Here is a 20,755-nt window from a genome sequence, read left to right as displayed (position 1 = left end):
GCCCGGCCGTTCGCAGCCCGGCGCGGGCTGTCGTGGTCAGAATTCTACTGTATATTTATACAGCACGCCGGACGTGTGCACCGCTCGATTTCCGATGGGCAATATTTGCCCGTCGCCCCGCTTAACTCACTTTGTAACGTTCGAGCCAATGCGCGTAAGGCGCGGGCAGCGTCCATGCAGCGCGCTCGACCTTCAACTCTTGCGCGGCGAAGTACGGCCAGTGCGGATTCGCGAGATGCGCGCGGCCGACCATCACCAGATCGAGTTGCTCCGAGGCCACGCAACGTTGCGCAAGCTCGGGCGTGCCGATACCCCACGCCGATGACACCGGCAGCCCCGCGGCGCAGCGCACCTTCTGCGCGATCGGCGCGAGGAACGCCGGCGCCCAGGGAATCCGCGCAGCCGGCGTCGAGAAGCCCGCACTCACGCCGAGCATGTCGAGCCCTTCGCGCTTGAAGCTCCTGGCTAGTTCGATCGACTCGGCGAGCGTCTGCTCGTCGCGGCCATCGTATTCGATCACGCCGAAACGCGCAGTCAGCGGCAGATGCTCCGGCCAGACTTTGCGCACCGCGGCCAGCGTTTCCAGAAGGAAACGGCTGCGGTTTTCGAGGTTGCCACCATAGGCGTCGTTGCGCTGGTTCGAATGTTCGGAAAAGAAACTCTGGCCGAGATAGCCGTGCGCGAAGTGCAGTTCGAGCCATTCGAAGCCGGCGTCGAGCGCACGTTTGGCCGCCGAAACGAAATCCTCGCGCACGCGCGCGATGTCGTCGAGCGTCATTGCACGCGGGACCTTCGGCAGATGCGCGCCGAACTCGATCGGGGACGGCGCGATCGCCTGCCAGCCGCGCGCGTCGCCTTCAGCGATATGGTCGTCGCCTTCCCACGGGCGGTTCGCGCTCGCCTTGCGGCCCGCGTGCGCGATCTGGATGCCCGGCACCGCCCCCGCCGCCTTGATTGCGGCGACCGTCGGCGCAAAGGCCTTGGCCTGCTCATCGTTCCAGATGCCCGCGCAGCCCGGCGTGATGCGGCCTTCCGGAGAAACCGCCGTGGCCTCGACAATCACGAGGCCTGCGCCGCCGCGTGCGATTTGAGCGTAGTGGACGTGATGCCAGTCGTTGATCATGCCGTCGACAGCCATGTACTGGCACATCGGCGGAACGGCAATGCGGTTGCGCAGCGTTGCGCCCTTGAGCTTGAACGGCTCGAACAATGCAGACATCAAATGCTCTCCTGTATTAACCGGAGCCGCCACTTTAGTGGCTCGCTCCGATCACGTAACGGTTACTGATTGACGCAAGCGCGCAATGCGCGCGGATCGGCTGAAAAATCGGGATTTCCTGGCGTTGCCGAAAGGAAATAGAGACCAGAAGCGGACGACGGCGGTCATGAATTCGCCGCCGCCATCGATTGAGCACCGGCCCGCAACGGGCAAACCGGCGCGCTCACCGGATACAACTCGCGTGCGAAGCATCCGGTGACGAGACTCGAAGCTGGACTCGCCGTGCCTGCAGTTCTTTACAGGCGACCAGCCCGTGCTTACTTGCTGCGCAGCGCCGCAAGCAGCGCGTGGGCAACCGGCTCCGACGAAGCTGGGTTCTGCCCCGTGATGAGCAATCCGTCAGTTTCGACGTGCGGTGCCCAGTCAGCGGCTTTCGTGTACTTGCCACCGTTTTCCTTGAGCACGTCCTCGACAAGGAACGGCACCACATCGGTCAGCTGCACCGCGGCTTCTTCGCTATTCGAAAAGCCGGTGACCGCCTTGCCCGCCACCAGCGGCTGGCCGTCCGCACCCTTCACATGACGCAGCACGCCCGGTGCATGGCACACGGCAGCGACCGGCTTGCCCGCCGCAATTGTCTTCTCGATCAGTGCGATCGAGACCGGATCTTCCGCGAGGTCCCACAGCGGGCCGTGGCCGCCGGGGTAGAACACCGCGTCGAACGCACTCGCGTCGATCTCGACGAGGCGTTTCGTATTGGAAAGCTCGGCACGCGCCGTGGCGTCAGCGTCGAAACGGCGCGTCGCGTCGGTCTGAGCCGTGGGGTCGCCGCTCTTTGGATCGAGCGGCGGCTGGCCGCCCATGGGCGAAGCCAGCGTGATTTGCGCCCCCGCGTCGCGCAACGCGTAGTACGGCGCGACGAATTCTTCGAGCCAGAAACCGGTCTTCTTGCCCGTGTTGCCGAGGTCTTCGTGCGAAGTCAAAACGATCAGTACTTTCATCAAGGTTCCTCTTTTCGGTGATGTCCGTCGCTTGCGCAATCTGCGCGACCCACCTCGAAAACTGCTCCGCACAGCACGCCGGAAACGGACTATTAGACCAGTCGTCTAGTAACAGGCTGCACCAGCCCATTTGCATGGCGCCCGCTCAAGCGCGCCGCTTCATTGCAATGCTGATGCCCGGAAACGCCGGCTCGCGTTCGATCAATCGCCTGCCGGGAGATTCAACAACTGCCGCGTAGTCGCCATCGCAGCGTCGAGCGGGCTGCGGTCGCGGCGGATCTTCTCCATCAACGTCGCACCCAGCCATAGCTGATACAGGGCCCCCGCCGTTACGACAGCATCGTTCACGCCCGCAAGCGACCCATCCGCGCGACCTTCTTCGATGCATGCCGCAATGCGTCCGATGATCTCGTCCGTGCCGCGGCGCAGGACCGCGCGCATCGTCTCCGAAAGATCACTGACTTCCGCACCCAGTTTCACCGCCAGGCACTTGCCGTCCGGACCGTCCGCGCATTGCATCACGCGCCACGCGTCGAAATAACCAATGAGCCGCGTGGCCGGCGTACCCACCTCGCTCGAGAGTTGCGCCGCGAGGCGTTCCGAGTACTCGGTGAAATACGACGTCAGCAACGCTTCACCGAACGCTTCTTTCGAGCCGAAATAGTGATAGAACGACCCCTTGGGGACCCCCGCAGCCGCGAGGATCTCATTGAGACCCACGGCCGAAAAACCCTTGCCCAGCAAGATAGGCATGGCAGTATCGAGAATGTGTTGCCGCGTTTCGACGGCTGGCGCTGCGTTCATGGGTTGCCATGTTACCGGCGGAATAGACCAGTCGTCTAGTAAACACGCATCCGGCGTAGTGTTTTCCACGATCGGAAATTCCAGCGCTCCGCATCGTTTCCGAAACGAAACTCCAGGCTCAAAAACGAAAAACGCCGCCGGGCGCGAACCCAGACGGCGTTGTCTTGGCCGTCGCGCCCGGCGCGAGCGCCGGACTTGACAAGACAAGAAATTAACGCGACATCATATTCATGCCGACGTTATGCATGACCCACAGCGTACCGCCGACGATGATCAACACCGTCAGCACCGTGTAGGTGAACGCGGTCACGTTCCAGCGCTGGCTCGACGACGAGTTCATGTGCAGGAAGAACACGAGGTGCACGAGGATCTGCACGACCGCCAGCACGGCAAGGCCGAGCAGCGCGGTTTCGCGCGAGAAGCCGCCATGCAGCACGAGCCAGAACGAAGCGGCCGTGAGCACCACCGCCAGGACGAAACCTGCCAGGTAACCGCCGAGGCTGCCGTGGCTTTCTTCTTCGTGGATGGAATGAGCACTCATTTAGATCACGCTCGCAAGGTAAACAAAGGAGAACACGCAGATCCAGACGATGTCCAGAAAGTGCCAGAAAAGGCTCAGGCACGACAGGCGGCGAATTTCGCGCTCGCCGATTTCCGGCGCCTTCAGGGTCTGCACCATCAGCACGATCATCCAGAGCATGCCAAACGTCACGTGGATACCGTGGGTGGCCACCAGCGTGAAGAACGACGAGAGGAACGCGCTGCGCTGCGGGCCCGCGCCTTCTTCGATCAGGTGCGCGAATTCATGCAGTTCGAAGTACAGGAAGGTCGCGCCCAGCAGGAACGTGACGGCCAGCCAGAACATCACCTGGCCGGTGCGCTTCTTGTACGCGCCGATCATCGCGAAGCCGTACGTGATGGACGACAGCAGCAGCACTGCCGTTTCCAGCGCGACGCCCGGAATGTCGAACAGGTCCTTGCCGGTCGGGCCGCCTGCGAACTGGTGCTGCATCACGGCGAACACTGCGAACAGCGAGCCGAACAGAATGCAGTCCGTCATCAGGTACAGCCAGAAGCCGAACACCGAATGTGACGGCGGGTGATCGTGGTGATCGTGCGCCGCCAGTGCGGCCGCACTTGTATTCGTCGACATCAGTTGGCCTCCAGTGCTGCTTCGTCAACCTTGCCACGGCGCTGCTTGTCTTCGAACGCCTTGACCAGTGCGCGATTACGCGCTTCTTCATCGGCCCGGACCTTGGAGGCCGGGATGTAGTAACCCTCGTTCTTCTGGAAGCTGTAGCCGATTGCCGTCGCGAGAATGCCGACGAAACCAGCGATCATGAGCCACCAGATGTGCCAGATGCCCGCAAAGCCGACCACCAGGCTGAAGAAGCCGATAAAGACGCCTGCGCTCGTGTTCGAGGGCATGTGGATATCGGTGTACTTCGTGTTCGCGACGTCCGGCGTTTCGCGGCCCATTTCCTTCATGTGCGCGAATTCGTCGAGCTCGCTCACGTGCGGGATAACCGGGAAGTTATACGACGGCGGCGGCGACGAGATCGACCATTCCAGCGTACGGCCACCCCACGGATCGCCCGTCAGGTCGCGGTTTTCCGGCAGGTTGCGGTCGCGAACCGAAACGTACAGCTGTGCGAACTGGTGCACGATGCCGATCAGCACGAGCACGGCGCCGAACCAGGCGATGATCATCCACGGATGCCATGCCGGGTTGTCGTAATGGTTCAGACGACGCGTTGCGCCCATGAAGCCGAGCACGTACAGCGGCGTGAACGCGACATAGAAGCCCGTGAGCCAGAACCAGAACGCGCGCTTGCCGAGCTTTTCGTTGAGCTTGAAGCCAAATACCTTCGGGAACCAGAAGTTCATGCCGGCGAAGTAGCCAAACGCCACGCCGCCGATGATCACGTTGTGGAAGTGAGCAATCAGGAACAGCGAGTTGTGCAGCACGAAGTCCGCGCCCGGGATCGCCATCATCACGCCGGTCATGCCGCCGATGGTGAAGGTGACCATGAAGCCGAGCGTCCACAGTACGGCCGAGTTGAACTCAAGGCGGCCGCGGTAGATCGTGAACAGCCAGTTGAAGATTTTCACGCCCGTCGGGATCGAGATGATCATCGTGGCGATGCCGAAGAACGCGTTGACGTCCGCGCCCGAACCCATCGTGAAGAAGTGGTGCAGCCACACGAGGAACGCCAGCACCATGATCGCGCAGGTCGCATAGACCATTGCCTTGTAGCCGAACAGCGGCTTCTTCGAGAAGGTCGAAACGACTTCCGAGAAAATGCCGAACGCCGGCAGGATCAGGATGTACACCTCAGGGTGACCCCAGGCCCAGATCAGGTTCAGGTACAGCATGGCGTTGCCGCCGGCATCGTTCGTGAAGAAGTGCATGCCCAAGTAGCGGTCGAGGCCGAGCAGCGCGAGCGCGATGGTCAGGACCGGGAACGAAGCCATGATCAGCACGTTCGTGCACAGCGCCGTCCACGTGAACACCGGCAGCTTCATCATCGTCATGCCGGGGGCACGCATCTTGATGATGGTGACGAAGAAGTTCACGCCGGTCAGCAGCGTGCCGACACCGGAGATCTGGAGCGCCCACAGATAGTAGTCGACACCAACCCCTGGACTGTATGCGAGCTCCGAAAGCGGCGGATACGCGAGCCAGCCGGTCTGCGCGAATTCACCGACGACCAGCGAGATCATCAGCAGGGCCGCGCCAACGGCCGTCATCCAGAACGACAGCGAGTTCAGGAACGGGAACGCCACGTCGCGCGCACCGATCTGCAGCGGCACGACGATGTTCATCAGGCCGACCATGAAGGCCATGGCCATGAAGAAAATCATGATCACGCCGTGCGCCGTGAAGATCTGGTCGTAGTGATGCGGCGGGAGAAAGCCCGGCGCGTTGTACGCGAGCGCGAGCTGGCTACGCATCATGATGGCGTCGGCGAAGCCGCGCACGAGCATGACGAGAGCGACGATGATGTACATCACGCCCAGACGCTTGTGGTCGACACTCGTCAGCCACTCCGTCCACAAGTATTTCCACTTACCGAAGTAAGTGATGCCACCGAGCAAGAGTGCGCCGATGACCGCCATGCCGAACATCGTGCCGAGAATAATCGGCTCGTGATACGGAACGGCATCCAGTGTAAGTTTTCCGAACATGCCTGGTTACCCCTTGGTCACGCACGACGGGTCACTGAAATTCGTGACGTGGCCGTTGTTGTACTTCGCAATGATGTTGTTGAAGAGCTTCGGGTCGACCGTCGAGAAGTACTCAACCGGAGCCTTTTCGCTCGGCTTGGCGACCGTCGCGTACTGATCCATCGAAAGCGACGTTTGCGACGCCTTGACCTTCTGGACCCATGCGTCGAAGTCTTGCTGGTTCGTTGCGATCGTGCGGAACTTCATGTCCGAGAAGCCCTTGCCGCTGAAGTTCGCCGACAGGCCCGCGTAATCGCCGGCTTCGTCCGCGATCAGGTGCAGGCGCGTCTGCATGCCGGCCATCGCGTAGACCTGGGTGCCCAGTTGCGGGATGAAGAACGAGTTCATCACCGAGTCGGACGTGATGCTGAAGTTCACCGGCGTGCCAACGGGCACAGCCAGCTGGTTCACCGTGGCAATGCCGAGGTCCGGATAGATGAAGAGCCACTTCCAGTCCAGCGCGACCACTTCGACGTTGATCGGCTTGACGTTCGATTCGAGCGGCTTGTACGGGTCGAGCTCATGCGTGGTTTTCCACGTGAGCACGCCGAGGAACAGAATGATCAGCGTCGGCACGGTCCAGACGACGACTTCGATAGCCGTCGAGTGCGACCACTTGGGCGCATAAGTGGCGTTGCGGTTCGACGCGCGGTAACGGTACGCGAACCACAGCGTCAGGATGATCACGGGGATCACCACGATCAGCATGGCCCAGGTGGAGGTCGCGATCAGCGACTTTTCCGCCATCCCCACGCTGCCTTTGGGGTCGAGGACTTCCAAGTTGCATCCGGAAAGACACATGGCCAATCCGGCACTCACGGGAAGCAATAACCTTTGCAAGGTCGTTCTTTTCATCACGTTTGCCTGAAATTCATTCATTGAATAGTTCCGGACACACCCCTTTGACATGAGACAAGGGAAGCGCGCCCGAATCATACAGCCGCTCTGATCGAAGACAATCAATGAATGCAGAAATGATCTTTGTCAAAACCGAAATCGAGACACTATGTCGCATGTGTTCGCGAGGTTTGTCGCGCCTCGGAAACACACGCACATCGCGCCCCGATACGGCCTTGACACCGATCCGCAGCGGCTTTTTTCGAACATCAAAATTCGAAACCTTCTGGACGCACCTGCGCGCCGCGCCGCCTCATGGCGGGGCGGCGCGCGAGGTGCGCCGTCATTCCTTGCTGATCACGACTTTTACGTCGTTACGTCGGCGAGTGCTGCGCGGCACGCACGTCGGTGCCCGCACGCACGGCTTCCGCAGGCGCACCGTCGTCAGCGGGCTGCTTCGAGCGGCCTGCCTGGTTCACGAGGTTCGCTGCCGAGAGCTCGATCGCATCGGTCATGGGCTTCGGGTAGAGGCCCACTGCCAGCACCAGCGCTGCGAGCGAAGCGAAGATCAGCGTTTCGCGGCGGCCGAGGTCGGCCAGTTTCGCCACGCGCTTGTTCGCCACAGCGCCGAAGATCACGCGCTTGTACATCCAGAGGGTGTACGCAGCGCTCAGAATGACGGTCGTCGCGGCAATCGCGCCGACCCAGAAGTTCACGCGGATCGCGCCCATGATGACCATGAACTCGCCCACGAAGCCCGAGGTGCCCGGCAGGCCCAGATTGGCCATGCAGAACAGCATCATGAAAGCGGCGTAGCGCGGCATCACGTTGGCGACGCCGCCATAGGCCGAGATCGTGCGCGTCTTCGTGCGGTCGAACAGCACGCCGACCGAGAGCAGCAACGCGCCCGAGACAAAACCGTACGAGATCATCTGCACGATCGCGCCTTCGGTGCCGATCTGGTTGAAGAGGAACAGGCCCAGCGTGACGAGACCCATGTGAGCCACCGTCGAGTACGCGAGCATCTTGGTCATGTCGGTCTGCGCGAGCGCGAGCAGGCTCGAGTACACCACCGCCACGAGCGAGAGCGTGATGATCGCCGGCGCGAAGAAGTGCGCGGCGTCGGGCGTGATCGGCAGCGTGAAGCGCAGGAAGCCGTAGCCGCCGAGCTTGAGCATCGCCATCAGCACGGTCGCGCCGGTGGGCGCCTCGAGGTGGACGTCGGGCAGCCAGGTGTGGAACGGCCACATCGGCACCTTGACCGCGAAGGCCGCGAAGAAACCAATGAAGATGAGAATCTGCGGAACGAAGCCGAGCGTGAGGTTATGCCACACGGACATGTCGAAGGTGTGCGACTGGCTGTAGAGATACAGCATCGACAGCAGCATCAGCAGCGAGCCCGCGAGCGAGAAGAAGAAGAACTTGACCGCCGCGTAGGTGCGACGAGCGTGGCCCCATGTGCCGATCAGCAGGTACAGCGGAATCAGTGTCGCTTCGAAGAACACGAAGAACAGCATGCCGTCGGTGGCCGCGAAGGTGCCGACCATCAGACCCGAGAGAATCAGGAACGCGCCGAAGTACTGCGCGACGCGCTCCGTGATCGACGCCCACGAGGCGATCACGATCACGAGCGTGGTGAACGCGGTCAGCACGACGAGCCACATCGAAATGCCATCGATCCCGAGACGCCAGGCAACCCCGAACTCGGGCAGCCAGTTGCGAAATTCGACGAACTGCATGCCGGCAGCGTGGTTGTCAAAACCAGTGATCAGCGGCAAGGTCAACAGCAGGCCAACGATGGCGCCGATCAGCGACAGCCAGCGCGCGCGCTGCGGTTGACGATCCGATCCGACGCGCAGGACGGCCACGCCGAACAGGATGGGAATCCAGATCGCCAGACTCAGGAATGGAACGGAATGCATTTCAACGGGACCCTAAAAATGCGGAGCGAATAGCTTCCTCGGCGCACGGATTGGTGCGCAAGCAATTTGAAAGATTGACGTGGGGTGAAAATCGGACCAGCCGCGCTGTAACGAATTTGTCAGCTACAAGGCGAAATGCAACACACGTTCAAGGGTTAACGAGGGTAATCGGAATACGGAAGTTTTGCAGCGCAACAACTCGCACCGGATCAAAGCTTGATACAAGTCATTGTTTTTATTCAGATTCATACTAAGACGAAATACAACACATTGCGTCAGACGCATGTTTTTTGATCTGGAAAGTCCCCCTTGAGACTTCCTTGATCAACCCAGGAGCGACATGTCGTCGCTCCGCGCGGCCCGAATAATACCTTACTTGTTTCTTTCGGTTCAATGACTTATACACAAAACTCAGGGGCGAGAAACCGTGCCTGCCCCGCCCCGCACGCGTTTGCGCGGTGCAAAAAACCTCCCGTTCGTTTCGCGCCGCACAGTCAGCACGCCAAATAGCCTCAATTCCACCATGGTTAATTTATTAAATGATAATCATTTGCATTTAAGAAGGATTTGCAGCATCATGATGCCAGAGTCCGTGCTGAAGCACGCCTTCCAGCCGACAGGAGGCTTCATGAACCCGACTACCCTATTCGCGAGAAACGACACGCTGATCGACGAAACCTTCGTCCAGCATCCGGACAGCGCCGAGCAAACCGTGCTGCGCGCGGTGCGCACCTGGCTGCGTCCGCACTGCGATGCGCATGGCAAAGCCGAAAACTGGCGCGGCGTGCTAGCCGAGGCCGGGCTCGCCCCTCACGGCATCGACCACTTCGAACACTTGATGGCCACCCTGTGCCGCGCCTCGTGCCGGCCGCTCGACACGCGCTGCCGCTGCGCATCCGAGCTCGCGAAGGACGAAGGCTCGCTGCTGCAGGTCATCGCGCTGCTGCAATCGACCCGCAGCGAGGCCGCCGTGCAACTGCTCAACGACTGGCTGCCGACATCGAGCGTGAGCGGCATGCTCAAGACCGCGCGCTGGTTCGCCATCGCGCTGCTCGATGCTGGCTTGCGGCTGAGCCACCGCGCGCGCCGCGTTACGTACATGCATTGAATGCTTGGGGCCGCGCAACGAGTGCGCGGTTTTTCGCCAGCGGAAAATCAATCAGGATCGCCAACTACATTGTTGTGTTGCTTCGTACTGCGGGTGCTGCGGGTGCTGCGGGTGCTGCGGGTGCTGCGGGTGCTGCGGGTGCGCGCATAACGCCGCGCCGCGTACGCCAGGCGCGGGTACATTTCGCCCGGGACCGCGAACAGCACAAGCGCGCAAAGCGCGAGCACGCCGCAGAACAGAAACGTGCCGCGATACCCGAACGCCTGCACGAGCAGGCCCGAGAGCACGCCGGACAGAATCGAGCCAAGCCGCGATGCGTTGAAGAACAGCGCGGTGGCGCGCCCGGGCGATTCGGGCATCAGGTCCTGCACATAGGTCATGCCGAGACACGAGGTGACGGCCACCACGAATGCGTTGAGGATCTGCATGGGAATCAGCGCGTACACGCCCGGCGCTGCCGACATCGACACGAAATACACCGCGTGCACGACGGCGCAGGCCGCGAGCCAGCGCAACTTGTTCAGCCGCGACGCTTTCGCGCCGAGCGCGAGCATCATCGGAATCTCCATGAACGCGCCGAGCCCGAGCATGATCGAAACGTCGAGGCGCGAGCCCTGCAGGCCATGCACGATATAGAGCGGCAGCACGATCATCGTCGCGTTGGCGGCGAGGCCGATGAGCGTGAGCGCCACCACCGCGCGCATGATGTCGCTCTGCGAGACGTCGGGGGCGCTCGCATGCGCGCGCTGCGTCACGGCAGGCTGCACCTCGGCCTGGGTGAGCGGCTGGCCTTCGTACGGCGCCATGGCCTCTTGCGCCAGCTCCGCGGCCACCTCCTCGGCCGTGGGCCGCGTCATCAGATGCTGAGTCGCGTGCTCGTCCTGGCGCGGCTCGCGCATGCGCCAGACGATCGTGCCGCACACAGCAAAGCTCGCCGCCGCAAACAGGAATAGCCCATAGAAGCTGGTGGCCGCGAGCACCAGTGCGCCAACCGCCGGCCCGAACACCCAGGCTGCTGACAGAATCGTGCGCAAGGTCGCGCTCGCGAAGGTGCGCTCGGCATCGTCGGCGGCCGGCAGCGCCGCACGGCTGAACGAAAACACGAGCGAGAGCGCGCAGCCGCCCGCGCCGATGAACACCACGCCCACCGCGAGCAGCAAGCGGTAATCGCGCACGACGCACAAGCACAAATAGCCAAGCGTGGCCGCACACAGCGAAGCGAGCAACAGCGGCCGATGCTTGCCCGAGGCATCGCTCCAGCGCCCGGCCGCCGTGCTGGCGATGACGCCGCTCGCCGCGATCGCAGTCATGAACACGCCGAGCCGCAACGGCGTCATGCCGGCGCGTTCGACGCCGAACAAGGACAGGTACGGTGCGGTGAACGACATCGCCACGCCCAGCATGAGCGTGGCGCCGGCGAGCGGCAGAAAACCGGGAATACGCAGAAGACCGGCAAAGCGCGAGTTCTTGAGCACGGCGCGACGCAGAGTGGGAGGAGAAGCCGCGACACGCAGGCGTCGCGATCATGTCGTAATCAGGCGTATCGAGGGCGATTATCGGGCGCAAGCCGCGCCGCGCGCAAGGCGCTTGCCAGGCGTGTCAGCATCTGGGTGCGCTATCCACAGATTTCGTGCATAGGCCTGTGCGTAACTCAGGGACGAGTGCGGCAAGTGTCTGATGCGTATCGGATTGTGCGTGCCGTTTCCGAATGCAGCAAATTTGCCGCAGAAACGAAAACTAGCGCCACGCTTGTCCACAGATTTTGTTCACAGCCTTGTGGGCAACCTTGGGACATCGATGCCAAGTCCATGATTTTAAAAAACAAGCCTGCGGGAGCCACGGCGAATGCACAAATTTTGCACGAAAAAGTTGTCCACAGTTTTTCTGGACAACTCTGTTGATAACCGCCTGGGGATCTCGCCAACTCATTGATCGGACGACAAGTTCATCGATTCAGTCACGGAAGCGGCAACTGCGTTTCCAATGAGCAACCCGCCGCTCCCCGCTCCATGCGACCACGAATGCCATCACGCCAGATCGAGTGCCGCAGTCAGATCGCCCGGCGGCATCTGCCCGCGCGCGGCGCACGCGCGCTCACGCGATGCCACGCCGTCGAGCGGCGCGAGTCCGTGCACGCGGCTGATGAAGCGCAGGATCGAGTTGGTGTCGTAGAAAGTGTGGTCCACGAAGCCCTTCTTCGCGAACGGCGCGACCACGAGCGCCGGGACGCGCGAGCCCGGCCCCCAGCGGTCACCCTGGGGCGGCGCGACTGGATCCCACCAGCCGCCGTTCTCGTCGTGCGTCATCACGATCACGGTATTCGCCCAGTGCTCGCTGCGCTGCAGATGCTCGATCACGGTGGCGATATGGCGGTCGCCCGACGCCACGTCGGCGTAGCCCGCGTGCATGTTCAGGTTGCCCTGCGGCTTGTAGAAGGTGACGGCGGGCAGCCGTCCCGCGTCGATGTCGGCGAGCAGGCGGTTGGTGGCCGGATCGTCGCCGAGGCCCGCATCGCGCAGGTGTCGTGCGCGCGCGGCCGTGCCGGGCGCGTAGTTGGCGAAGTAGTTGAACGGCTGGTGGTGATACTGGAAGTCGGGCACGGCGCCCGTGTCGCGGTGGTCCAGCGCGTATTGCCAGGCGCCGCTGTACCAGGCCCAGTCGACGCCATTCGCGGAGAGCCGGTCGCCGATCGTCGCGTAGGTTTGCGGCGGCATCACGCGCGGATTGGCGGGATCGGCCCATGCGGGATTGCCGTCTTCGGCCGGCCGCACGCTGCTCGGTTGATACGGCGGCGCCATGGTGTTGACCGCATAACCGTCGGGCGTGAACAGGCCGTCGTTCACGAATTTCGGCGGCCCGCCCAGCGCCGAAGGCGGGCATGCGGGCGCGAGCTTCAGGCGCGTGCCGAGCGGGTCGTCACCCTCGAGCACGGAGACGAGGTGCTTCGCCGGGCTCGACTGAATGTTGGGATAGTACGGCGCCTGCGCGGAGATCAGATAGATGTGGTTGAGCCACGAGCCGCCGAACGCCGCCATGAAAAAGTTATCGCACAACGTGTATTGCTGCGCGAGTTTCCAGAGCCGCAGTGTTACGGCGGAGTTCTCGTAATAGCCCATCACGAGGCCGCCCGAATCGCCCCACGCGGCGAACTGGTCGTTGCGGCCGGCGTTGATCTGCATTTGGTTCTGGTAGAAGCGATGGATGAGATCGCGCGTCTTGATTCCGTTCGGCAACGGATTGCCGTGCGCGTCGCCGATGCGAAACGGCCGGTTCGCAAGCCCCGTAATGTCCTCCTGGCCGATCATGTAGCGCTTGCCGTCGAGTTCCTGCGCCTGCGGAACCAGTCCGCCCCAGATCTTCGGCAACTGCGCGAGCGGCGTCTTGCCGTCGCGGTCGAGTTGCATGTAGCGCTGCGCAGGCACGCGGGAAAGCGGCGTCTGCACGCCCGGGAAGTCGCCGTAGAGATTGACGAAGCTGCGGTTCTCCGCATAGATCACGACGATGTGGCGCACCTGGTCGCGCAGCGCCGCGTCGAGGCGCGCGTCGCCGGCATTGCGCGGCGCCTCGCCCGCGCTGCGGGCGGACGACTGGCAGCCGCCGAGCGCGAGGCCCACGCCAACCGCTGCGATTCCGCCCAGCACGCGGCGACGGGCGGGATCGTCCGGGCCATGATGGTCCGTGCCGATGTGGTCGGGGCTGCTCATGCCCAGCGCTTGGTCATGGCTTTGCGGGTCCGGTGCCTTCGGGTCGTCTTGCCGCATCGGCTTGCCTCCTGTGTCGTATCGGAAATCACGCGAGCGCGTGCGCTCCGCATGTCACGAGGAGGATACCGTGAGCGCGCCGATATGCGGGCTCCGCAGCACATTCAGCCGCATTCGGCGCAACCGGCTACACCACCGTCCCGCGCCCCCGAGGTACGCCCAGGCCGGTGCGCTGCTGCACGCCCCACTTGCGGCGCCCGAGCAAAAAATACAGCCAGCCGAGCGCGGCGCCCGCGTGGCGCATCAACTGGAACGAGAATGGCTCGAAGATCGCCGCAAGCAGCGCCATGCCGAAACTGGAGGTCGTACGGTCGCCGCTCCAGCGCCGGTATAAATGCACCGAAAACAGATGAAACGCGAGATCGATCACGATCTTCCCGACGATCACCGCGAGCACCGGCAGCACGATCGTGAAGCGCCCATCGACGAGAAATCCGAGCAACAGCGCGAACGCCGTCAGGCCGTAAATGGGCTGCACGGTATCGAACGCCTTCACCGGCAGCATCATGAGACCGAGCTTGCCGTAGCGACGGTTCCCGGTCATATCGCGATACCAGTATTGGGTCTGCAAGAAACCCGCGAACCAGCGGCGGCGCTGCCGCAGAAAGCTCGCAAGCGTGCCGGGTGCGTCGGTGCGGGCGCGCGCGGCGCCAATCACGCGCACGTCCCAGCCGAGACCTTCACGCGCCGAATAGCGCCGCAGCCGGTGGATCAGTTCGTAATCCTCTACAAGACAATGCGGATCGAACCCGCCCACCGCCATCACCGCGTCGCGCCGGAAGGCCGCGAACGCGCCGGAGACGAGCAGCAGGCTGTCCGCGCGCATCCACGCGAAGCGCGAGATGAAATTGCGAATGTACTCGTAGGTCTGGAACCACTGAAAAAAGCGCCCGCTCGGCGAGTGTCCGCAAACCGGCATGAGCAGCCCCGCCGCTGCCACGAGCACTGGCTCGCGGCCAAACGCGTCGATCATGGCCGCGCAAGCGTCGGGTTCGAGCAGCGTGTCGGCATCGACCGTCATCACCGCGTCGGTCCGGATCACGCCGAGCGCCGCATTGAGCGCGCGCGCCTTGCCGCCGTGCGGCAGCTTCAGCCAGCGCAGAGTCGGATAGTCAGGTGAAGGCGGGCTCAAGCACCCTTCGCCCGGATCGGCCAGCCCATAGCGCTGCGCAAGCCACACTGCGGTGCCGTCGCTCGAGCCATCGTCGGCAATCACGATCTGTTGCGGTGCGCGAGTCTGCGCGAACAGCGCGTCCAGCGTGATGGGCAGCACTGCCGCCTCATTGCGCGCGGCGACGATCACGCCGAGCGTCGGCTGCGAACCGGGCGCAGCAGCAGCCGTGATCGCCGCCGCGCCGGCTGGACGCAGCAGCACGCGCGCCTGCCATGCCACGAACACGAGCAGCAGCGTGTCGTAAATCACATAGGCCATGCCGGTCGACCACGCAACCACGCCTTGCAGAAGAAATGCGCGCGCAAACAACACGCACCACAGCACCATGACGCCCAGGTGAATCGCGATGCTGGCAAACGGCGTTCGCGGCGGCGCGAGGCGCGGCGACGTGCGAGCGAGCGCCTCCTCTAGCGAGTTGTTCAAGGCAGTCTTCGTTGCGGTGTTCACGGCATCATCCGGCGCAGCACCGAATGGCGATCGATCCATTGATGCTTGAGCGCCCCCGCGACATGCAGCGCGAGCACGCCATACAGCGCATAGCTGCACGCCGTGTGCAGCGCGCCGAACTGATCGTGCAGCTGGTTCCTGGTCGCCAAATCGAGATTCATGATGAAGCCGATGCGCGGCCACTCAAACAGGCCGAACAGATACATGGGATGCGACGCGGCGGCCGCCCACGCGGAGTCGTGCAGCCAGCCCGAAATCGGCATTGCGAAGATGAGCACGTAAAGCGCAATGTGCGCGGCATGCGCCGCCGTGCGCTCCCACGTGGGGAACTCGGCGGGCAATGGCGGCGGCCGGTGCGTGAAGCGCCACAGCACACGCAGGATCGCAAGGCCGAGCACGGTGATGCCGATGGATTTGTGCGTGTCGATGATGAAGCGAATCGACTCGTCGGAAAGCGCGCCGTCGGGCAACAGCGCGGCGGTCAGGCCGAGTGCGACGTTAGCGAGGATCAGCAAGGCGATCGACCAGTGCAGCAGCACGGCAACGTGCGTGTACTTTTGCGCGGATGCCATGGCCGCGGGACCGGGTGCGGTGGAAAGGGAAGTTTTCACGTGAGCATGCCGTAACGTTTCAGTCTGGAATAACGCGCCGCGCGGCGGATTTATTCCCTCGCGTGCAATGCGGACCGCGCAGACTGCATGCACCGCACGACGATCCGCGCATTATGCGCCCTCACCTCGCGCTCACGCAGAAGCACCACGGCACACTTCGTGCCGATGACACGAGGCACGCACAGCCACGCATCGATAAAAAACGGCGCGGTGCACAAGCACCGCGCCGGTTCAAACATTCAACGCAATAACAAGCCAGCTAACAGTGGCCTTACTTGCTGTTGCCCGCCCTGGCTTCGATCGCGCGCCCAACCTCGGCATCGATATTTTTCCAGTACTCGAATACGCGCTCGCGCACCGGGCTGCGCACGCCGTTCATGCTCGCCACCACCTGGTCGACGAGTTGCACGCGTTGCGCGTCATTGAAAACGTTGCGCACGAGATGACCCGCCTGGCCAAAATCATCGTCTTCGGCATGCAACGTATAGGCGCTGCGGACCATTTCGCCATCGGATTCCCAGCCCGCTTCTACGGAGCCGGTCTGGTCGGCCCACGGACGCCCGCCGCTGTTCGGCGCATAGACCGGCGCGCTGCCGCTGTGCTCGTAAGTCATGTTGCCATCGAACATATAGGTCTGCACCGGCACTTTCGGACGGTTCACCGGCAATTGATGAAAGTTCGTGCCAATGCGCGCACGCTGCGCATCGTTATAGGCAAACGCGCGGCCCAGCAGCATCTTGTCCGGAGACAGCCCGATGCCCGGCACCGTGTTGCCCGGCGAGAACGCCGCCTGCTCGATCTGCGCGAAGAAGTTCTCCGGGTTGCGATTGAGCGTCATCGTGCCGACCTTGATGAGCGGGTAGTCCTTGTGCGACCACGTCTTGGTGAGATCGAACGGATTGAAGCGATAGGTCCTGGCGTCGGCATAGCGCATGACCTGCACCGAAACTGTCCACGACGGATGCTCGCCGCGCTGGATCGCCTCGAAGAGGTCGCGGCGATGAAAGTCGGCGTCGCGGCCAGACATGGCTTCCGCCTCGGCGTTGGTGAAGAACTGCATGCCCTGGTTCGTATGAAAGTGATACTTGACCCAGAACTTCTCGCCCTGCGCGTTCATCCACATGTACGTATGCGAGCCGTAGCCGTTCATATGGCGCCATGTCCTCGGCAGCCCGCGCTCGCCCATCAAATACGTGACCTGGTGCGCCGTCTCCGGATTGCTGGTCCAGAAGTCCCATTGCATGTGGCTGTCGCGTAAGCCCGAATCGGGCAGCCGCTTCTGGCTGCGGATGAAGTGAGGGAATTTCATCGGGTCGCGCACAAAGAACACCGGCGTATTGTTGCCGACCAGATCGTAATTGCCTTCGGACGTATAGAACTTCAGCGAAAAACCGCGCACGTCGCGCCAGGTGTCGGGGCTGCCCATCTCGCCGGCCACCGTGGAAAAACGCGCGAGCACTTCCGTGCTGGCACCCTTCTGGAACAAGGCCGCTTTCGTGTACTTCGAGACGTCCTCCGTGATTTCGAGCTCGCCGAACGCGCCGGCGCCCTTCGCATGGGGTTGGCGCTCCGGCACTTTCTCGCGGTTGAAGTGCGCCATCTGCTCGAGAAAATGCACGTCGTGCAACAGAATCGGGCCATCGGGGCCGATGGTCAGCGAATTGCGGTCGCTGACGGCCGGCGCGCCCGTGCTCGTCGTGGATTTGCCGAAAGACTTGCCGCTCGAATCAGCCATTTCACATCTCCTGTGTCGACCAGAGGTGGCCAGAGAGCGCCATTGTGCCTTCGGTCACAACAGGCTGCGCGTGGGCAGTTCAGCGCGCGCTTCATGCGTTTCGCATCGGAAATTCCGGGTGCACAACGACGCTTTCGGAACGCCTTCGCTGTGTCTCGATTTTCCGAGGTGAATCAGGTGCTTACGAAATTGGTGCGACGCACAAAAAATTGCTTGACACGTATTTGTTTTGAGATATCATGGAATCGATTGCTGCATCGCACCAATGCGCGAACCGGTGATCGATCGACAGAAAAGCTTTCTTTTTTTCGTAACGGAACCGACGTAGCGGTCCACCCTCAGGAACGACGACATGACTCTGCCTACCCCCGAACAATTCGCCGCGACCCAGAAAGCCGGTCTTGAAGCCCTCTTCGGCCTCACGAACAAGGCATTCGAAGGCGCAGTCAAGCTCGCCGAACTGAACATCGAGACGGCTCGCGCCGCCATCGTGGAAGGCCAGGAGCACGCCCAGCGCACGCTGTCGGCCAAGGACCCGCAAGGTTTCTTCGCCCTGCAAGCAGGCTTCGCACAACCGGCCGCCGAAAAGGCGCTGGCCTATGGCCGCAACGTCTACGCGATCGTCTCGGCCGCACACACGGAATTCGCGCAAGCCGCGCAAAGCCAGTTCGAGCAGCAGCAGCACGCCGTGCAATCGCTGATCGACAACGCAGCGAAAAACGCACCGGCCGGTTCGGAAACCGCTGTCGCGGCATTCAAGTCGGCGATCACGGCTGCTCAAGGCGCCTACGAGTCGGTGAACAAGGCTGCCAAGCAGGCTGCCGAAATGGCCGAAAGCAACTTCGAAGCGGTCACCAAGGCTGCATCGAAGGCCGCCGCTCAAGCCACGCGTGGCGCGAAGCAATCCGCTTAAGCCATAAGCCACTTAAGCCACTTAAGCCAGGCCATTAAAAACAACGCCTCTCGGCGTTGCTGACCGGGTGCCCGAACGGGTGTCTCGGTCAAACAAAAAGCGGGATTCGCACCAGCGAAGCCCGCTTTTTTCATTCATGGGCCGAACACGGCCCCAAGCGTGGATCAAGAACCGAACATGCGGCTCACCGCGTTCTCGAGGTGCTCGCGCATGGCCCGCGACGCGCGCCCGGAGTCGTGCGCCTGAATGGCTTCGAGCACTTCGAGATGCTCCTGCTGCACGATGCGCTGCCGCTCGATGGACTTCACGAGCGAGAGGTTGCGCGACAGGTTCATGCTGAACACCATCTGCTCCTGGATGCCCGAGAGCGCGGTGATAAAGAACTGATTCTTCGATGCGCGCGCCACGGCCATATGAAACGCGAAGTCGTCCTTCGCGCCAATGCCCGACGTTTCGACGATGGTCTGGAGGTTGTCCCATTCGTGGCGAATCGCGGCGACATCGGCGTCGTCGGCCTTCTGCGCGGCGAGGGCCGCCGCGCCCGCCTCGACCACCACGCGGTACTCGTAGCAGCGCCGGATGTCCGACAACGTTTCGAGTGGCGCGAAGCGGCGCACGTCCGGGTCCGGGCGGCGCATGACCGTCGTTCCCGAGCCATGGCGCGTGGCGATGATGCCGTCCGCGCGCAACTGCGCGAGCGCCTCGCGCACGGTCGGACGCGAGGTCGCGAAGCGTTCCGCGAGCATGTGCTCGGTCGGCAGCCGCTCCCCTTCCTTGTATTCGCCTTCGATGATGCGGCTCAGGATGTCGCTGTAAATCCGCGCCGGCATGTTCGGCGCTTTCTGCTCAGCCATGGTGAAGTGCTACGTGCGAAGTTGTCAGGTGTGTTTCGGATTGTAAGTCATACGGCGCGCGCATTGAGCGCACCGGGCCTGCCGCGCGGCTTGCCGCAAACGCGAAACCGCCTGAGTTGCCCAACCCGCCCGTCAATCGAGCGTGCTCACGCTGATGCGCAACGAAGCCTCTTCTGTCTGCCCCGGCTCCAGCCACCGCAATCCAAGGCCGCTGTGGATCGCATCGGGCAGGCCGAGCCAGGGTTCCACACAGTAAAAGTCCGAATCGGGCGCGAGCGTCCACGACGTCACGGCATACCAGGGTATCGAGCCAGGACGGCGCAAATCGATCTCGACGGCGCGCCGCAGCGCAGGCATTTCGATGCGCACCGGAGACGCCGGCGCGCCTTCGAGGCAATGAAACCGGTCGACGATCCGCGCGTCGTCGAAGCGATAGCGCTCGGCGCCTGCCTCGGGCGTTGTCGTCGTGCCGTCCGCGAGTTGATGCCGGTACACGTTGCGCGGCAGCGCGAGCGTCGACGCACTGCGCTGCCCATGCGGCAAGGCGAAATAGAAGTGATGGCCGGCGTAGTACGGCATGCGGTCATCGTGCGTCGCGGTTGCGCCCGCCGTGGCCGTGTTCGTCGTCATCAACTCGACGTCGAGCGTGGTTTCGTCCACGAGCCGATAAACGGCTTCGAAGCGAAAACTGAACGGAAAGCCCGTGCGCGTAGCCGTGCTGTCGGTCAAGGTCAGGCGCACGCCATGGTCCTGCGCGTCCACGTGCGCATCGAATGGCAGATCGCGCGCGAAGCCATGCATCGGCACTTCGCGCACCACGCCTTGCGCGTCGCGCCATAGCCCGATGCGCCCGTCCACGCGATGGCGGGCGATGAAAGGAAACAGCAGCGGGTTGCCGCCGCGCACCAGCGCGGGCTGGCTCCAGTCGGCCTCATCGGGCCAGTGAATGATCGGCGCACCATGCACATGCCACGAGAGCAGCCGCCCGCCGGCTTGCGGCGCAACCCGCAGACACGAGCCGCCGCGCACGATTTCGATGATGTCCTGCCCCTGAAACTGCGCCATTTCGTATCGGAAAAGGAGAAAAATTTCGACGTGGCCTTTTGGTACCGCGTCGGCCTCGCTCGCATTGTTGTAATAC

Annotated in this window: 17 protein-coding genes; 2 read left to right on the top strand and 15 right to left on the bottom strand. The window is 62.8% G+C overall.

Annotated elements, in window-relative coordinates:
• Positions 1–121: 121 nt before the first annotated feature.
• The 8 genes from P5W99_RS20505 to P5W99_RS20470 all read right to left on the bottom strand — a co-directional run bounded on the left by P5W99_RS20505 (position 122) and on the right by P5W99_RS20470 (position 9,011).
• Positions 122–1,219, bottom strand: coding sequence for an NADH:flavin oxidoreductase/NADH oxidase (locus P5W99_RS20505; RefSeq protein WP_434662691.1), 1,098 nt, complete (start codon positions 1,217–1,219; stop codon positions 122–124).
• Between the two features lie 317 nt (positions 1,220–1,536).
• Positions 1,537–2,220 carry a type 1 glutamine amidotransferase domain-containing protein gene (locus tag P5W99_RS20500; protein ID WP_421026936.1) on the bottom strand — a complete coding sequence of 228 codons (684 nt, stop codon included), beginning with the start codon at positions 2,218–2,220 and terminating at the stop codon, positions 1,537–1,539.
• Between the two features lie 201 nt (positions 2,221–2,421).
• Positions 2,422–3,024, bottom strand: a complete 603-nt coding sequence (locus P5W99_RS20495) for a TetR/AcrR family transcriptional regulator (protein WP_434664454.1) — start codon at positions 3,022–3,024, stop codon at positions 2,422–2,424.
• A 211-nt stretch (positions 3,025–3,235) separates the two neighbouring features.
• On the bottom strand, positions 3,236–3,565 hold the full coding sequence (gene cyoD, locus P5W99_RS20490; RefSeq protein WP_421026935.1) for a cytochrome o ubiquinol oxidase subunit IV: 330 nt from the start codon (positions 3,563–3,565) through the stop codon (positions 3,236–3,238).
• Positions 3,566–4,177 (bottom strand): cytochrome o ubiquinol oxidase subunit III, encoded by a 612-nt coding sequence (cyoC, locus tag P5W99_RS20485; RefSeq protein ID WP_421026934.1) that lies wholly within the window; start codon positions 4,175–4,177, stop codon positions 3,566–3,568.
• On the bottom strand, positions 4,177–6,213 hold the full coding sequence (gene cyoB / locus P5W99_RS20480) for a cytochrome o ubiquinol oxidase subunit I (RefSeq protein ID WP_421026933.1): 2,037 nt from the start codon (positions 6,211–6,213) through the stop codon (positions 4,177–4,179). The genes cyoC and cyoB overlap by 1 nt, the downstream gene beginning before the upstream one ends.
• 6 nt (positions 6,214–6,219) lie before the next feature.
• Positions 6,220–7,107 (bottom strand): ubiquinol oxidase subunit II, encoded by an 888-nt coding sequence (gene cyoA / locus P5W99_RS20475; RefSeq protein WP_035533912.1) that lies wholly within the window; start codon positions 7,105–7,107, stop codon positions 6,220–6,222.
• A gap of 356 nt (positions 7,108–7,463) precedes the next feature.
• Positions 7,464–9,011, bottom strand: coding sequence for an NADH-quinone oxidoreductase subunit M (locus P5W99_RS20470; RefSeq protein ID WP_421026932.1), 1,548 nt, complete (start codon positions 9,009–9,011; stop codon positions 7,464–7,466).
• Between the two features lie 628 nt (positions 9,012–9,639).
• On the opposite strand from P5W99_RS20470, the gene P5W99_RS20465 reads away from it, so the two are divergent.
• Complete coding sequence (locus tag P5W99_RS20465; protein ID WP_421026931.1) at positions 9,640–10,119, top strand: hypothetical protein; 480 nt, start codon at positions 9,640–9,642, stop codon at positions 10,117–10,119.
• Positions 10,120–10,166: 47 nt separating this feature from the next.
• On the opposite strand, the gene P5W99_RS20460 is transcribed toward P5W99_RS20465, so the two are convergent.
• From P5W99_RS20460 to P5W99_RS20440, 5 genes are all read right to left on the bottom strand, one after another.
• Positions 10,167–11,594, bottom strand: coding sequence for a sugar efflux transporter (locus P5W99_RS20460; protein WP_434662686.1), 1,428 nt, complete (start codon positions 11,592–11,594; stop codon positions 10,167–10,169).
• A 552-nt stretch (positions 11,595–12,146) separates the two neighbouring features.
• Positions 12,147–13,823, bottom strand: coding sequence for an acid phosphatase (locus P5W99_RS20455; protein WP_421027102.1), 1,677 nt, complete (start codon positions 13,821–13,823; stop codon positions 12,147–12,149).
• 184 nt (positions 13,824–14,007) lie between these two features.
• Positions 14,008–15,477 (bottom strand): glycosyltransferase family 2 protein, encoded by a 1,470-nt coding sequence (locus P5W99_RS20450; RefSeq protein WP_434664451.1) that lies wholly within the window; start codon positions 15,475–15,477, stop codon positions 14,008–14,010.
• A gap of 20 nt (positions 15,478–15,497) precedes the next feature.
• Positions 15,498–16,073 (bottom strand): cytochrome b, encoded by a 576-nt coding sequence (locus tag P5W99_RS20445; RefSeq protein ID WP_421027100.1) that lies wholly within the window; start codon positions 16,071–16,073, stop codon positions 15,498–15,500.
• Between the two features lie 310 nt (positions 16,074–16,383).
• The gene (locus P5W99_RS20440) at positions 16,384–17,847 is read right to left on the bottom strand and encodes a catalase (protein WP_421026929.1); all 1,464 of its coding nucleotides are present in this window, start codon (positions 17,845–17,847) and stop codon (positions 16,384–16,386) included.
• A gap of 352 nt (positions 17,848–18,199) precedes the next feature.
• Here P5W99_RS20440 and phaP point away from each other — a divergent pair, with 352 nt between their 5' ends.
• On the top strand, positions 18,200–18,760 hold the full coding sequence (gene phaP, locus P5W99_RS20435; RefSeq protein WP_421026928.1) for a TIGR01841 family phasin: 561 nt from the start codon (positions 18,200–18,202) through the stop codon (positions 18,758–18,760).
• 164 nt (positions 18,761–18,924) lie between these two features.
• Here the strand turns inward: phaP and P5W99_RS20430 are convergent, their stop codons facing one another.
• Together P5W99_RS20430 and P5W99_RS20425 are read right to left on the bottom strand one after the other, a co-directional pair.
• Positions 18,925–19,614 carry a FadR/GntR family transcriptional regulator gene (locus P5W99_RS20430; RefSeq protein ID WP_421026927.1) on the bottom strand — a complete coding sequence of 230 codons (690 nt, stop codon included), beginning with the start codon at positions 19,612–19,614 and terminating at the stop codon, positions 18,925–18,927.
• Positions 19,615–19,746: 132 nt separating this feature from the next.
• Positions 19,747–20,679 (bottom strand): aldose epimerase, encoded by a 933-nt coding sequence (locus tag P5W99_RS20425; RefSeq protein WP_434664448.1) that lies wholly within the window; start codon positions 20,677–20,679, stop codon positions 19,747–19,749.
• Between the last annotated feature and the right edge of the window lie 76 nt (positions 20,680–20,755).

The organism is Paraburkholderia sp. A3BS-1L (genome assembly GCF_051125215.1).
Lineage (GTDB): Bacteria > Pseudomonadota > Gammaproteobacteria > Burkholderiales > Burkholderiaceae > Paraburkholderia.
This window is presented reverse-complemented; position numbering and strand designations above follow the sequence as displayed.

Coding starts and splice junctions, on each gene's coding strand:
- P5W99_RS20505 (WP_434662691.1), bottom strand. CDS start 1,219: ATGTCTGCATTGTTCGAGCCGTTCAAGCTCAAGGGCGCAACGCTGCGC.
- P5W99_RS20500 (WP_421026936.1), bottom strand. CDS start 2,220: ATGAAAGTACTGATCGTTTTGACTTCGCACGAAGACCTCGGCAACACG.
- P5W99_RS20495 (WP_434664454.1), bottom strand. CDS start 3,024: ATGAACGCAGCGCCAGCCGTCGAAACGCGGCAACACATTCTCGATACT.
- cyoD (WP_421026935.1), bottom strand. CDS start 3,565: ATGAGTGCTCATTCCATCCACGAAGAAGAAAGCCACGGCAGCCTCGGC.
- cyoC (WP_421026934.1), bottom strand. CDS start 4,177: ATGTCGACGAATACAAGTGCGGCCGCACTGGCGGCGCACGATCACCAC.
- cyoB (WP_421026933.1), bottom strand. CDS start 6,213: ATGTTCGGAAAACTTACACTGGATGCCGTTCCGTATCACGAGCCGATT.
- cyoA (WP_035533912.1), bottom strand. CDS start 7,107: ATGAAAAGAACGACCTTGCAAAGGTTATTGCTTCCCGTGAGTGCCGGA.
- P5W99_RS20470 (WP_421026932.1), bottom strand. CDS start 9,011: ATGCATTCCGTTCCATTCCTGAGTCTGGCGATCTGGATTCCCATCCTG.
- P5W99_RS20465 (WP_421026931.1), top strand. CDS start 9,640: ATGAACCCGACTACCCTATTCGCGAGAAACGACACGCTGATCGACGAA.
- P5W99_RS20455 (WP_421027102.1), bottom strand. CDS start 13,823: ATGAGCAGCCCCGACCACATCGGCACGGACCATCATGGCCCGGACGAT.
- P5W99_RS20445 (WP_421027100.1), bottom strand. CDS start 16,073: ATGGCATCCGCGCAAAAGTACACGCACGTTGCCGTGCTGCTGCACTGG.
- P5W99_RS20440 (WP_421026929.1), bottom strand. CDS start 17,847: ATGGCTGATTCGAGCGGCAAGTCTTTCGGCAAATCCACGACGAGCACG.
- phaP (WP_421026928.1), top strand. CDS start 18,200: ATGACTCTGCCTACCCCCGAACAATTCGCCGCGACCCAGAAAGCCGGT.
- P5W99_RS20430 (WP_421026927.1), bottom strand. CDS start 19,614: ATGGCTGAGCAGAAAGCGCCGAACATGCCGGCGCGGATTTACAGCGAC.
- P5W99_RS20425 (WP_434664448.1), bottom strand. CDS start 20,679: ATGGCGCAGTTTCAGGGGCAGGACATCATCGAAATCGTGCGCGGCGGC.